At 54.9% G+C, this 14,023-nt stretch carries 10 protein-coding genes; 3 read left to right on the forward strand and 7 right to left on the reverse strand.

Annotation, left to right across the window (positions count from 1 at the left end):
- The first annotated feature begins 62 nt into the window (after positions 1–62).
- Positions 63–725 carry a thiamine diphosphokinase gene (locus HU175_RS12090; protein WP_176566843.1) on the forward strand — a complete coding sequence of 221 codons (663 nt, stop codon included), beginning with the start codon at positions 63–65 and terminating at the stop codon, positions 723–725.
- Here the strand turns inward: HU175_RS12090 and HU175_RS12095 are convergent.
- The 6 genes from HU175_RS12095 to HU175_RS12120 form a co-directional block, all read right to left on the reverse strand.
- Positions 706–1,815, reverse strand: coding sequence for an acyltransferase family protein (locus tag HU175_RS12095; protein WP_176566844.1), 1,110 nt, complete (start codon positions 1,813–1,815; stop codon positions 706–708). The two genes, HU175_RS12090 and HU175_RS12095, sit on opposite strands and share 20 nt — an antisense overlap.
- On the reverse strand, positions 1,812–5,843 hold the full coding sequence (locus tag HU175_RS12100; RefSeq protein ID WP_176566845.1) for a C25 family cysteine peptidase: 4,032 nt from the start codon (positions 5,841–5,843) through the stop codon (positions 1,812–1,814). The genes HU175_RS12095 and HU175_RS12100 overlap by 4 nt, the downstream gene beginning before the upstream one ends.
- Before the next feature lie 117 nt (positions 5,844–5,960).
- Positions 5,961–6,302 (reverse strand): hypothetical protein, encoded by a 342-nt coding sequence (locus tag HU175_RS12105; RefSeq protein ID WP_176566846.1) that lies wholly within the window; start codon positions 6,300–6,302, stop codon positions 5,961–5,963.
- Positions 6,283–7,266 carry an MvdC/MvdD family ATP grasp protein gene (locus tag HU175_RS12110; RefSeq protein ID WP_176566847.1) on the reverse strand — a complete coding sequence of 328 codons (984 nt, stop codon included), beginning with the start codon at positions 7,264–7,266 and terminating at the stop codon, positions 6,283–6,285. Before HU175_RS12110 ends, HU175_RS12105 begins: the two co-directional genes overlap by 20 nt.
- Positions 7,267–7,300: 34 nt before the next feature.
- Positions 7,301–8,557 (reverse strand): Dot/Icm T4SS effector Zinc-dependent metalloprotease LegP, encoded by a 1,257-nt coding sequence (legP, locus tag HU175_RS12115; RefSeq protein WP_176566848.1) that lies wholly within the window; start codon positions 8,555–8,557, stop codon positions 7,301–7,303.
- A 300-nt stretch (positions 8,558–8,857) separates the two neighbouring features.
- Positions 8,858–9,724, reverse strand: coding sequence for a tetratricopeptide repeat protein (locus tag HU175_RS12120; RefSeq protein WP_176566849.1), 867 nt, complete (start codon positions 9,722–9,724; stop codon positions 8,858–8,860).
- 158 nt (positions 9,725–9,882) lie between these two features.
- Here HU175_RS12120 and HU175_RS12125 point away from each other — a divergent pair, with 158 nt between their 5' ends.
- Together HU175_RS12125 and HU175_RS12130 are read left to right on the forward strand one after the other, a co-directional pair.
- Entirely contained in the window at positions 9,883–10,290 is a 408-nt protein-coding gene (locus tag HU175_RS12125; protein ID WP_176566850.1) for a PadR family transcriptional regulator, read from the forward strand.
- A 22-nt stretch (positions 10,291–10,312) separates the two neighbouring features.
- The gene (locus HU175_RS12130; RefSeq protein WP_176566851.1) at positions 10,313–12,850 is read left to right on the forward strand and encodes a PspC domain-containing protein; all 2,538 of its coding nucleotides are present in this window, start codon (positions 10,313–10,315) and stop codon (positions 12,848–12,850) included.
- A 98-nt stretch (positions 12,851–12,948) separates the two neighbouring features.
- Here the strand turns inward: HU175_RS12130 and HU175_RS12135 are convergent, their stop codons facing one another.
- Positions 12,949–14,016, reverse strand: a complete 1,068-nt coding sequence (locus tag HU175_RS12135) for an AI-2E family transporter (RefSeq protein WP_176566852.1) — start codon at positions 14,014–14,016, stop codon at positions 12,949–12,951.
- Positions 14,017–14,023 lie beyond the last annotated feature (7 nt).

Genomic DNA, 14,023 nt, shown 5'->3' on the forward strand with positions numbered 1-14,023 from the left:
GTGAATTTTACACTCGTTTTCTTTCCTCCCTCTCCTCCTTCCCCCCTTTCCTCCCCTCTTTTATGTCCTCCCATCACGTTATTCGCGAGAAACAGGAACCGGCGTTGCTGATTGCCAATGGCGAAGCCTGCCAGCCGGAACTATTGGGGCAGTTGCTCGAATGGAGTCCAACGGTCGTCGTGCTCGACAGCGCTATATGGCGGGTACTTGAGCTGGGTATCAAAGTCGACGTACTGCTCGGTGATTTTGACCGGAATCTGGATTTAGATACGATCCGGGCGCAGCAATACCCGCTTGACGTCGTGCACGCACCCGATCAGAATAAGACCGATTTACACAAGGGCATCGAGTACCTGATTGAGCGCGGTTATCCAGCGGTAAATATTGTCTGGGCCACTGGCCGTCGGGCGGATCATACTATTGCGAACCTAACGGATATTGTCCGCTACAAGGATCAGATCCGTATGGTGATCCTGGATGATTACTCGAAAGTATTTCCGCTGGTTGGTCGGTTTGAGAAATGGTACGCGGCCCAAACGCCCATCTCCCTCATTCCGGTCGGGACCGTTGAAGGTGTGGTGACAGAAGGACTGACCTATAACCTGCACGACGAGAGCCTGACGCTTGGCTACCGAACGAGTAGCAGCAACGAAGTCGCGGAGGATGGGTTCGTCCGTATTGCAGCCAGAACCGGCGATCTGCTCATCATGGAATGCTGGGACTAGCCTGAAGCTGGTTGAGCGCTAACCAGCGGTGCAGCGGTCGCTCAATCCAGCTGTACAAGCCGTGTGCCAGGAGGACTAACGCGCCGAACAGTAGCCAGGTGTTGGCGAAAAGCCCCGTCCGGAGTAGTGCCCGACTGACCACGCCAACATGAATTAGGTAGAAAGCGTACGAACTGCGACCCAGTGCCTGAAAAACCGGACTTGCCAGTACTCGCGAAAAAATAGAGTTCTCCCGCAACAAGCTTAGCAGTAGAGACACAATACCTACGGGCAGCAGGAGATTATACGTAACGAACTCGCTTAAGAGCCTGGCCGAATTGTCCGCAAAAACGGTGTAAACACACGCCTGCCAGACAACGCAACTACTAATCAGAATTAAGCTGATCGCCAGGGCGTACTTACTGGTTGCTATCTGATTCGAGCGCCAGTTCCGGGCCAGCTGCATACCGATCAGAAACTCGAACGCTCGCCCGAAAAACGTATAAAACAGGACAAAAGGTAACGTAGCAAATAAGCCGTGACCGGCTGACTGACCTACTGTTGCCCACAGCAACAGCCCCACGCTCAGCAGGATAACGGTAAGCCGAATAAGTCCCCAGCGATGCAGGGCAGTGAACAGCCAGGGGGCCAGCAAATAGAACGTCCACTCAACCGTCAAACTCCAGCTCTGGGCGATGCCGCTGAATTTACTCTCGTTGAAAAATCCCTTCAAGAGCGTCAGATTCAGTACTTGTTTCGGCAAATCCATTGGCTTCCCTGCCACATACTGTCCCCCGATCATAGCCACCAGCAGGAATAAGTAAAGCGGCATGAGCCGGGCGAAGCGCTGTTGCAGATATGCACGCCAGGACCAGCCTTGCCCGTTTACGTACGACCCGGCGTAGCGGTGATACATCAGAAAGCCACTCAGCACAAAAAAGACAGTAACGCCAATGTAGCCCTGCTGGAAGAGATAATACGCGAACGTACCGGTCGGGGCCGGATTATAGTGGTGTAAAAAGACGCTGTAAGCCGCTAGCGCCCGCAGTCCGGTTAAAGCCGGCACGTACTGGGTTTCCCACGGCGTTGTATAAAAAGTCGGTAGGGTCATCGGAGGAGTAGTAAACGCCCGCTCCACTCGGTAGAGCCAGACCAGGATGGAGAAACGTGGTCAATCATCAGCCGGTAGACATACGCGCCTGCCGGGGCTGGATGCCCCGCGTCGGTTCGGCCGTCCCAGGGCCATTCGTTACGCCCGATTCGGGGCTGGACAGTCCAGTGCCGAATAGGCGTACCGGTCAGGTCGCAGATTGATACCGATAGTTTGTCGGGTGCCTGCTCGCCGGTTAGCTGACAGGAAAGAAGTACCTGTTCGCGAAACGGATTAGGGTAAGCCACAAGACTATTTAGTCGCTGTTCCCTAACAACCCGAAAGCTGACCTGGTAAGGCGCGGCCAGATTACCCACTACGTCGCTGGCCGTAACCAGCAGCTGATACGTGCCTTCCAAAAGGACCTTTGATGGATAGCGAATTCGAAAGATAGCATCATCAGATCCGGATAGAATCTGCGCATTCCGCCAACTGAGTCGCTCTGGTCGGGATGCGCCGGGACGTAGTAAAAACAGCGATAATCCTACCGTATCCCGCCGGATAAGCGACCGATTGTTGTCGGCGACCAGAATATCAATCGCTGGCCAGGCCGACACAACGGCATCGTTGTCGATACGTGCCCCATCAACCGCCACTTCAAGCAGGGGACCCAGGCGGTCGGGTTGTACGGGTAGCGCCAGATCAAGCGTGTTGTTCAAAAACGAATACTCGGCCTGCAGGCGGGGATTCACGGTGATCACGACGCGGTTCAGACCCGGTAATTTCTCGGTTGGCAGACGACTAACGAAACGTATGGTATCGTTCGGCATCGGTGCTGCCATGCGCCACTGGGTTACCTGCGGACTGGCCAAACTACTGGCGTAAACCGTCTGGCGCACGAGCAGGGAATCAGAAAACAGGGCAGGGCTGAGGTTCGTAAACTGGGCCGGAATAGTGACTATATCGCCCTGCTCAACAGCCGATGGTAACGAACCCGTTAACCACAGTTGCCCCTCGGGAAGATAATCCTCGGGGAGAGAGCCCTCTGGGGACGCGCTGGGCTGACTACCAGGTACATAGACAAACGATCCGGTCGACCAGGCGGTTGAGTCACTGGACAAATCAGCCCGACGAACCCGCCAGAAATACGTCTGATTGGAGCGGGGTGGCAGATGGGCCTGATACGTGATGAGGCCACTGGCCGTCAGACGCTGAACCTGCCTGAACGGACTTGAAAACTGGTTCGTACTATCCAGTTCCAGCACAAACGGGTGTAGAGCATCGCCGGCATACTGCGCCGTTAGCCGAATATTGGGTTGACTGATCCTCCCGCCCAAAGGCGGATAGATCAGCGTTGGGCGCGGACTTGCCAACGTTATTTCGATCGTTGCCAAATTGTTGGATCGATTGGCTTCCGGCGATTGCGCTGTCGTTTGCAGATCGCCCGGATTTACGGTTACCGTAAACTGATTCAGCCCGGTGGCATCGTGCTGGTTGGGGAAAATCAGACTAAGCGTATCGCTGTAGGCAACCGTTCTGGGCCATATCGTCGTGAACACGCCAGTCTCCTGCCCATTCGTCGACCGACGGACCTGAATAGGCAACTGCCCCGGCCGATACAGACCGGTATTCTGCACCACAACGCGCAGCCGTACCAAATCGCTTTCGGTCGTGAGCGGGTGATTATCGCTATCCGTAATCGTTATCCCACGGGCTGTTACGGCGTAATCGGGCGTTTGAAATGGGAAAAGCCGAATGGCCGGGTCGCCCTGCAAGACCATTTGCTGACAATTGGCCAGATTCCAGCCGGTGGAATCGTGACGGAGTGTTCGGCGGATGGTTTCCTGCTGCAGCTGCCCAATAGATTTAGCCAGTTGCGTACTGTCCGATAGCAGGTCATAGAACGTACTGCTGTACCGATTCAGGTAATCGACGTAGCCGAGGTGACTGTGGGCGATGGCGGCAATAGCCCCCCGATCCGGCGTCAAAACCCAGTCGGTGGTGAGCGTTGGACGGCCAAAAAAGAAATTGCCAATGGCGCACCCGTTTATCAGCAGCAGCGGATATCGTCCTTTATTACGGTATCCCAGTGCGTCGTTGGAGCAGAAACCAATGTCCAGATCGGTTACGTCCAGCCCCGAATGCCCGAAAAAGGTCATCAACCCAACCCCTTCGTTGACGGGCTGCGCTACGTTAATTGCTTCGACAAGATTGTCTGTCTGCTTGGTCAGGGTAGTGATGTGGCCCCCCAGGCTATACATACTAATTTTCTCCCGATAGGCGTCGACCAGCGAGCGAAAGACGGCAGCCTCGCCCGGCGTAGTCCCACCGCTCAGGTGCAGCACGTTTTTTCGCCACAAACCGGCTGGTTGCGACTCGTATTCCTTCACCTTATTCAGGTAATTCACGACGTCCTGCGGGGTACCCGCGTTCACGCGGCCGGTGGGTACCGCCGGTACGTCGTTGGGAGCATTGCCCAGACCGCTCGTGAATGGCACATCGGAGCCGGGAAAACCGTAGGTCATCACCAGATCGAGCGTGGCTTGCCGGGAATCGCGCCGAATGCCGGGCGTACTGCGACTTCGCCCTAGTAGGAGCAGGTATTGAGGCTGTTTGCTGGCGTTGTTGCTCTGCTGGACTAACTGAGTCATAAACCGCCTGATGGCCAGCGGATGCCGTTCACCATAGCTGTACTGGTCGATGAGCTGCTGCATCGTCACCGTCAACGTATCGAATCCGCCACCCGCGGTCGACGCCCGGTACGCAGCGTAATCCTGAACGGGGTCGGCAGTGGTGTTGGTCGGTTGACGAAGGGTTTCGTGCGTGACGATGACATACGTGGGACGGCGGCTGGACCAGTCGACAAAACGAACGGGCCGAATTGCCGGAACGCTCACGTACTGACTTACCATCAGCAGCGTTCGGGCTGTTCGCGTATCGCGGAGTATGAGTCGCGTGGTATCCGGCGAAACGCGGCTTGTTCCCACGCGGACAGGATTGTCAGGGTTAGAAACATCCCAGAATTGAGCGCTCGTCGGAACGTTGACGAGATCCAGTCGGGAGCGCCCACTAGAGTTAGGAGCCAGGTGGAACAGACGTATTGTCTCATTATTGGCATTGAACTGTTGCGGGTATTGCAGCCGGAGGTAAGAAACGGAATATCGATCCGTAGTGGCCAGGCTATCGCCCCGCGACACGGTCGAAATCGTCAGGCCACCATCAACTGCTACGTTGTTCCAGGGGACGCTGGCAGTCAGACGGGCATTGTCGTAGCGGGCGAACGTCACGGAGCCCAACTGCCGTGGCGAGTTGGTCCCGGTCAAGCACTCAACCAGATGAGGAGTGTAATCCCGGCCGACCAGCAGGAGGTCAAGCTGGGGGCTGGGACCATCGCGGACGGCATTCGTCAACGTAAACCGGTTTGAAAACGGCTTGTCTTTCTGCTGAATAACGCCGGTGTATCCCTCGCCCGCTTCGTAATGGCTGTACTCAATTTTGGGCGGAATCCCCGCCCCATAACCCGGATACGTATCGGTGAACAACCGTAACTCATCAGCCCAATAGTACGGTTCGGGGGTGAGTTTGGCATAATCCGTATCCCAATACGTCGCCATGCGCCGGCCGGGCCTACCATCCAGCCGCCAGGTCAGAAAATAGGCTGTTGTGTCGTTGAACAGGCTGTAATACGGATGCGGCTGGGCGGTGGTGGGACGGTAGAGTAATGAGTCAGGAGCACCGTCGTTGGCTTGGCCGTAAAATTCCAGAAAATCGGTTGTGTCGAAGCGATGGTCGGTTTCACCGTCTACATAAATGGCCTGTTCGACACCCCGGTGAAAAAGTTGAATCGTTGTCGGGTCGATGGTAGTGATGGGAAGACCCACCCGGTTAAGCTCGGCTGGAGTGATTCGGTAGATCCCGTTCTGGGCAACGGGAATCTTGACATACGCCTGTTTGTAGTTGATCCACTCATTGCCGGTGGGCAATGGCTGCGCCGAAAGCTGGCGAAAACAGCCGGTCAGGCAAAGAAATCCAAGAATGATACGGTACATGACGGACGGTGAGATTCGTTAAATGTACGCATCTCATCAAGCCGGAGACAAAAACTTTATCGGATATTAACTAACTGGTTAGTAGTAGTTTGTCTATTGGTTAGCTTGGCTAGCCGGTCAGATTGCCTGTACCGTTACCTGCATGGGCTGCTTGACTGAAATCGGGGTGATCGAGTTTCGACTGGTCGATAATAAATCGCCCGGCTTCGGCTGGCGGCTACCATCCAGACTAACGTGAACCCACAGCGCCAGGCTCGTAGCGGCATCCCAGTTGGGTACAGATATACTAAACGGGATCAATTCGCCAGGAACCAGCGGTACCCCTGCAATGAGCTCCTGGGCGATACGTATCGATGGGGCATCGAGCCGGGAAACGTCCCGAATCTCGATGCGTACCACCGTTGCCGTACGCCTTGGCGTATTGGTCGGAAGCAGAATATTACCGGTAAGCAGGTTCATAAGCGCGTTGATTCGGTACCGTAACCCGGTCAAAAGCCGCCAGGTAATCGGCCATTGCCTGCGTAATGGGCAGGCCCGTATGCTGTTCCGCAAATAACCATTGCCCCGCTGGGTTGACTTCCAGGAAAAAATATTCGCCCGCGTCAGTACGTCGCATGTCAATAGCGCCGTAATCCAGACCGAGCCGACGCTGTAACGCGAGGAGTTGCTGCTTCAGTTTGATCGGCAACTCAACCGCCCTGACAACCGATTCGCCAACAACCATCCGCATGTCGACGGGGTACGACGTTTTCCGGGCGTCGATCTCGGCGGCAAAAAGCTGGTCGCCAATTACGGTGATTCGCAGGTCAACGCCTTTGATGTACTCCTGAAAAATGACCGGCGCAAACCGTACCAGCTCCAGCCGGTCAACGTCTTCCTGCTCAATCAGCCGGGTTTCGCGCCAATCTTCGAAGCTGGCCAGAAACGCCTTGAACACGGTTTTGCCCACGCCAACCGTATTGATAAAGGACCGGGCTTCTTCGGGTTGGTTTGTGACCACCGTACGGGGCATTTTGAGTCCAACCTGCTGCGCAACGGCCCATTGGTAGGGTTTGTGGTGGGCGGCATCGTCGGCGGCACGCGGATTCACCCAGCGGCAGGGGAGGGCGTCCAGAATGCCGTTGATAGCCTGCCCCGTTTCGCTGAGGACAAAAGGGCGCATGGCAGCGCTCACCGCATCATCGACGGTGAAGGGCGTAACCCGGCGCCACCAGCCCACCGTTGCCTGCCGCAGATCAATCGGGCCATCAGTACCATCGACGTAATAGGCCGGTTCGCCGTTCACCGACCAGGTGAACGTCATGCTTTTTCGGGCGGGAAAATCAGCGAGATCGACCAGCGTTACCTCATGCCCCTGCTCGGTAAGACGCTGCACGACAGCACCTGTATGCTCTTCATCGGGATACGATATGACTAAAATCATCCGTCTGTTAGTTAAGGATTGGAAATAATACCGGCTACATCGTTCCCGGTTGGGTGTCGTTCAGCGCCTGCACCGTTGCGTCGTAAGCGGCTACGAGCTGGGCGTGCTGCTGTTCGGATTGGCTGATGGCCGTCAGCAGTTCCTGTGCCTGCAGGGACAACTGCGTGCTCAGATCGACGGGTGTTCCGTCGCCCACGTTGACCCGGCTTGGTCCGGCCAGAATGAACGGGGAAGCGGCCGGATTAAGCGTACCCGACAACTGACCCGGGAGGACAACCTGACCGATTCCCGGCTGGGTAATCTGCTCGACCAGCGTACCGCCAATGGGATCGCGCCCTACTTCTTTGATTGTAATCGGGTCCTGAATAAGGTCTTTGCGAACTTCCTTGATCGTAACAACCGGATCGCGAATCGGGTCTTTCCGTATCTCCTTGATGGTGACCGGGTCCTGAATGGGATCTTTACCAACTTCTTTGATCGTGACGGAGGGGCGAGGGTACATCAAATGCACGCCGTTAATGTCGCCCGCCGACAGACCACTACGCTGCCCCATCACAACGCCCGCCGGGATTGTCTGTAGGGGAATAATGGTGGCCTGTCCGTTGATGGAAAAGGCATTAGCCGGGTAGTGCATGATCGAGCCGTAGTCGTACGCGCCCAGATCGTCGCCATCGGCAATGTGCTGGTCGAAGTTGTGCTGCATGGACGGGTCAATATTTGCCCAGACGATCTGCACAAACGAATTCCGGTCTTCGCGGCTTTGTTCGTGCCAGAGACCAACCGTATGGCCGGTTTCGTGGATGGCGTTGCCGGTGCTGCAACTATCGCCCAGCGTAATGATCTGCATGCCACCCCGGCGCCCTACCTGCGACGAGCAGCCCCCGCCACTCTGGTAACGGACATAGTCCGGGAACTGGCTGGCGTTAGAAGCCGTACGTAACACGAACCGAATCCGGGTGTTGGCTTCCCAGTGGGCAATAGCGTCGGTGACCCGCTGCTGGTTAGGCAGACCGGGGGCAATCTCGTACGGAATGGTCGCATTGGCCCAGCGGAACTGCGTACCGTTTGGGCTGGTGATGCCGATGGACTGCAGCACAATACCGTTGTCGGCCTGCGCCTTGATTTCGTCGATGGGGCCGAGGATAATGTCGCCTTCGAAGATCGCCAGACCGTCGACTTCGGCGTACTGCAACCCCTTGTTGACAAACGTGGGCCCTGTAATCAGGGCTGTTCCCGCAATGGGGCCGGATCGTTGCTCACCGTGTGGCTCCGCTACTTTCTGTGTTTTCATGAACGATTACATTTATGGGTTGGGTTTACTGAATAATTTTTTGTTCGTTGCCAGGTAACTGACTGCTGGCCAGTCAATTGATGGTAGGCGGAACAATGGTACAGAAATTACGTAGTGCATTGGTCTACTGTTGAGCAAACGGTCGGAGCGCTGAGAGAACGGTAAATTCCAAACACTACAAAGCTTCTGAACCTGAGCGTATGGCGCACAAAAAAGCCGCGTTCAGACTAAACTGACGCGGCTGATGTTAACAAGCCTGACACCACAGTAAACTCGGCGGATGGTCCAGAATTAACGGATCTACGCCTGGGTTTTGCGGAGCATACTGCCAATGAAACTGCCTACGAAGGTGAGCCCGATGGAGCCGAACAGACTAAACGCCTGCACGTCCCGGTGAATGCTCTCCTGATTGCCTCCCAGCACGACGTAATACCCGATCAGCAGGACAAACGTCTGCAGGATAGCCAGCGACCAGCCCTTGCGTGGTTCGAGAAAGCCAATACCCATGGCCGAACTGGCCGCCCATAAATACGGCCAGTGAATGACGGAACTGGCTTTGATGATGATCAGCAGGATAATCCCCGACAGCAGGACCAGTCCGGCATTCAGGGTAAACTGACGATCAAAAAAAGACCGGCGACCAACCGGGACAACGTTTTGCTGAGCGGCCTGTGCCGCTTCGATCTGCTCGGCACGGGTCAGATCCTGCCGGGCCTCTTCCGGGTGGTTGAGATGCTGCCGGGTCTTACTGCGCCAGCGAAAGGGTTCCGCCTGGGTACCCTGCGAGTAAAAAACGGCTTTATCGAAATCGTTGAACGCTTTATCGTAACTCTGCTGGCTGAAATGGATTTTACCGCTCTCCAGATGCAGCCCCGTAATGGTATCATCGTAACTTTTACCGGTATTCAGATCCGACAGAGCAGACGTAATATCTCCCTGGGCCCGGTAGCAGCGGGCCCGGTACAGAAAAGCAACCGGCGATTTTGCTTTCGTCTGAATATCGCGGGTGAAATACCTGATGGCCTCACCGTACTGCTGATTGTCGAACAACGTAACGCCTTCGTGCAATCGATCGACCTCTTTTTCGGCTTCAGTACGCTGATCGGCATAGTAGCGAAGGTAAATGATATAGCCAACGAAAGAGGCTACGACAAGAAACTCAAGCATAAGCTGGAATAAGTGCGTGTATCAACAGTAACTATTACCGTTCATCCCTGGTTTCCGACCACTGTCCCCAAAAACAAATAGTTTTTATAAAGGTACCTTGCATTGCAAAGTACCTTATACTACCTTTGTTTCATGATATTAACGAAATCCGTACACCAATGAATATTGAAAATGCTCAGGTGCAGATGCGGAAAGGAATTCTGGAGTTCTGCATACTGCACATCATATCGCGGGGGGAGATCTATGCGTCCGACATGCTGGATGAGCTGACTTCGGCCCGGATCATGGTGGTTGAAGGAACGCTCTACCCGCTGCTGACCCGGCTTAAAAATGCCGGACTGCTGGATTACAAATGGGTGGAATCCACCTCGGGGCCACCCCGAAAATACTACGTGCTCACCGAACTGGGACGAAACTCGCTGGAAGCACTGAACGACACCTGGCTGGAACTGGCCGAATCGGTCAACGCCATCATCGGAAAGGCCGGGCCACACCTGAAACCGGTGAACGGGGCCACGCCCGTGATGCCCCCCGCCGACCCGATTACCCCTTCTTCCAATGCTTAACCTACTCTCTTTGTATTAGATCATGAAAAAGACCATCAGCATCAACATCAGTGGGGTCATCTTCCACATCGAAGAGGATGGCTATGAGAAATTAAGAAACTACCTGACAACGATACAGCAGTATTTCTCGACCTACGAAGACAGTCAGGAAATTATTACGGATATCGAAAACCGTATCGCCGAAAAATTGCTGGCGAAACTGAAAGCCGCTGACAAGCAGGCGGTATCAATGGAAGATGTCAACGAACTGGTTGCCGCTATGGGCACCGTTGCTGATTTTGAAGCCGTTGAAGAAGAGGAGATTCTGGTTACCGGCGGTGGCCGCCATTCGGCTGCCGGTACTGGCGCAGTTCCCCCAAACACCCCCCGTCCTGCCAGTACGACTGGTAGTGGGTATGGGTCGCAACCAACAGACGGTGGTGCCTATGCACAGCCACGCCGACTGGTGCGTGACCTACGCCGGAAAACGCTGGGTGGGGTAGCGGCCGGTCTGGCTCACTACTTCAACTGGGATGTCGTTTGGGTACGGCTCATCTTTGTAGCCCTGGTTGTTGGGTTTCCGGCCCTGATGGGAGCGTCGGGCAACGGCGATTTCTTTGGTGGGTTGAGCGGTTTCACCGTCCTGATCTACATCGCCATGTGGATTGCGCTGCCCGGCGTTGGCACCATTGAAGACGATAAAACGGTTAAAAAATTCTTCCGCAACCCCGAAGACAAAGTACTGGGCGGGGTCGCTTCCGGGCTGGCAGCTTATTTTGGCGTCGATATCGGCGTCATCCGGTTGCTGTTCGTGCTGGGTATTGTTTTCTTCGGCGTCGGTTTTCTGCTCTATATCGTATTGTGGCTCATTTCGCCCCAGGCTAATACGCTGACCGAAAAAATGGAAATGCAGGGTCAGCCCATTACGTTGTCGAATATTGAGCACAGCATCAAGCAGAATCTGAACATCAACGAAACTCCTAACGATGAAAGTACGCTGACCCGGATTTTGCTGCTTCCGTTTCGGGCTATATCGGTCATCATTAACGGACTAGGTAGTGCTCTTGGGCCACTGCTGAACGGAACCGTTACCTTGATCCGGGTTATTGCCGGGATTGCCCTGCTGATCGCGGCCTTTGCTGGCATGGCGGCCTGCCTGGTCATGTTGGGCGCAGCGGTTGGTATCGGATCGGGTATGCCCTTCAGACATAGTCTCCCGGTGGACCTGTTCCGGGCGGACATAACAATGCCCATGATTCTGTCTACGTTTCTGCTCGGGTTTTTACCCGCCTTAGGGCTTGGTATTCTGGGGGTGATGCTGATTACCAACCGGGCAGTCATTCATAGTCGGACGGCGCTGGCGCTGGCGGGTGTTTGGCTGGTGAGTATGCTGATTTTTGGGGGAACGGCTATGCCATTGATCCACGGTTTTCAGCGCCGGGGAACGGTCGAAGAAACAAAAGTGCTGAACGTAGCAGCCGCTACGCCAACCTTTGCGCTGAACGACAACGACGATGATTCATTCGGGGAAAATCCATCCATCGAACTGATGGGCTACGAAGGTACGACCATTAACCTGGTACAGCATTTTCGGGCGCAGGGTACTACCCGGGCCGAAGCGCAGGCCAACGCCCGGCAGCTCGAATACAGCTACGTAGTACGCGACTCGGTTATCCGGTTTAACAACACCACGGAACTGAAAGCCGGTGCCCATTTTCGGGCGCAGGATCTGGATATGGAACTGATGATTCCGTACGAAAAGCCATTTCGCATGACCGAGGATTTTGCCCGCTACATCCGGAACGAATTTGGCGAGAAAGAACTGGAACGAATGGGTAACAGCATCTGGAAAATCAGCCGGGCCGAAGGGCTGGTCTGCCTGAACTATCCCCGTGAAAAAGATTACCGGGGTGACGAAGAAGACAATGACGTAACCGACATCACCGAGGACGTACAAGGCGCCGTTACCCGCGAACTGGGCGACGACTTCGACCGGATTGGTGCGAACACCCGGCAATTCTCAGTAACCTCGTTCGAGAAAGTCGATGTCGCCGGCGCCTTCGTGGTACGTTTCCGGAAAGGTGATCAGTATAAAGTGGTGGCCGACGGTCGCGAAGAAGATTTGGAGGACATCAATGTTAGAGTGGAAGGCGATCAGCTTAAAGTGTACATCAAGGGAAAGGGGATGTTTAACTGGGGCAACCGCAAACGTATCGGCCTGACCATTACGGTACCTACAATCAACGAGCTGCATCTGTCGGGCGCGTCGAAAGCAAGCCTGGTCGGCTTCGGCAACTTCGACGATCTGGACCTCGACATGAGTGGCGCCTGCCGCACGGTATTCGACGGTACGGTCAATACTATGAACGTTGATCTGTCGGGCGCGTCGAATGTCGTACTACGCGGGCAGATCAAAACGCTCGAAGTAGACCTGAGCGGGGCCAGCAAAGTGGACGCGACTGACACGAACATCGACAAAGCAATCGTCGAAGCCAGCGGAGCCAGCCACGTCAACCTGGGCCACGTAACCTCCCTCGAATCTGAAGCTTCCGGAGCGAGCAAAGTGACGAGACGGGAATAAATTTTCAAAGAGCGAAAGACTGAAAGAGCGGCCTCCGGTAGAAATATTTCTACCGGAGGCCGCTCTTTCAGTCTTTCGCTCTTTCTATCTTTCGCTCTTTAAACTTCTCTCTCTGCTTGCTGTTGGGTTTCGAGCTTGTCGATGACGACTTCTTTTTCCTGTTCGCGGTTTTGGCGTTCGAAGACTTTCATCAGCACCACAAAGTAGGAGAGAAGCAGGGGACCCATCACCAGTCCCAGGATACCGAAAATGGGTACGCCGAGCACGATACCGGCCAGGGTGATCCAGGGGTGAATATCGCCCATGCGTTTGGCTAAGGCAATCCGTAGCAGATTGTCGATGTTGATGATAACCACTGCGCCAACAACCAGAATACCAATCCCCTGCGCCGTGTTACCCTGCGAGAGTTGAATCAGACCAGCCGGTGCCCAGATAATGGGCGTACCCAGCACGGGGATAAATGCCATAAAAAACGATACAACGCCCCAGAACGGCGCGTCGGGAACACCAAAGATCCAGAGTGTGAGGCCCGTCAGTGCACCCTGTACCAGACAAACCAGCGCCTGCCCCAGTACGTTGGCATTAACGTTGTTTCGCAATGACTCTCCTAGTTCTTTCTGCGTGTCCCGCTTGAAGGGTAGGTACTTCTGAAGACCCCGCTGAAAATCCTCCTGTTGGGTATACATGTACCACATCGTGAAGAACATCAACCCGATAATCACGATGAAATCCAGCGCACTGCCCGCTACGGATGGTAGCAGCCGACTCGCATACGTACCCGCCTGAGCTAGCGCCGAGCGGATGTTTTGCTGACTGGTGATCTGATAACCGGTGAGGTCTTCCAGCTTCTTGGCCAGACCCAGAATTTCGTCGCTATGCTGAATGTAGTACTGAATCCGCCCTACCAGTAATAGACTGAGCGTCAGGAAGGGCAGGATGATGACGATCAGCGAGAAAAGGATGAGGAACGTAACGACCAGCGACCGGTTCCAGCCTCGTTTGATGGCCAGCGCGTTGAACCAGGGTAGAAAAACGACGTAAAGAATTCCCGCGCCCAGAAAAGCCGATATATAACCGCTGAGACCAACGATAATAAACCCGCCAATAATAATCAGGCTGGTAATCAGCAGCACCCGTTGCTGTTTGGGTGTATAAATTGTTGCCATGTGTGTT

Source organism: Spirosoma sp. KUDC1026, assembly GCF_013375035.1.
Classification (GTDB): Bacteria; Bacteroidota; Bacteroidia; order Cytophagales; family Spirosomataceae; genus Spirosoma.

Excerpts from the sequence above, each read along its gene's own strand:
- HU175_RS12090 (WP_176566843.1), top strand. The coding sequence starts at position 63 with ATGTCCTCCCATCACGTTATTCGCGAGAAACAGGAACCGGCGTTGCTG.
- HU175_RS12095 (WP_176566844.1), bottom strand. The coding sequence starts at position 1,815 with ATGACCCTACCGACTTTTTATACAACGCCGTGGGAAACCCAGTACGTG.
- HU175_RS12100 (WP_176566845.1), bottom strand. The coding sequence starts at position 5,843 with ATGTACCGTATCATTCTTGGATTTCTTTGCCTGACCGGCTGTTTTCGC.
- HU175_RS12105 (WP_176566846.1), bottom strand. The coding sequence starts at position 6,302 with ATGAACCTGCTTACCGGTAATATTCTGCTTCCGACCAATACGCCAAGG.
- HU175_RS12110 (WP_176566847.1), bottom strand. The coding sequence starts at position 7,266 with ATGATTTTAGTCATATCGTATCCCGATGAAGAGCATACAGGTGCTGTC.
- legP (WP_176566848.1), bottom strand. The coding sequence starts at position 8,557 with ATGAAAACACAGAAAGTAGCGGAGCCACACGGTGAGCAACGATCCGGC.
- HU175_RS12120 (WP_176566849.1), bottom strand. The coding sequence starts at position 9,724 with ATGCTTGAGTTTCTTGTCGTAGCCTCTTTCGTTGGCTATATCATTTAC.
- HU175_RS12125 (WP_176566850.1), top strand. The coding sequence starts at position 9,883 with ATGAATATTGAAAATGCTCAGGTGCAGATGCGGAAAGGAATTCTGGAG.
- HU175_RS12130 (WP_176566851.1), top strand. The coding sequence starts at position 10,313 with ATGAAAAAGACCATCAGCATCAACATCAGTGGGGTCATCTTCCACATC.
- HU175_RS12135 (WP_176566852.1), bottom strand. The coding sequence starts at position 14,016 with ATGGCAACAATTTATACACCCAAACAGCAACGGGTGCTGCTGATTACC.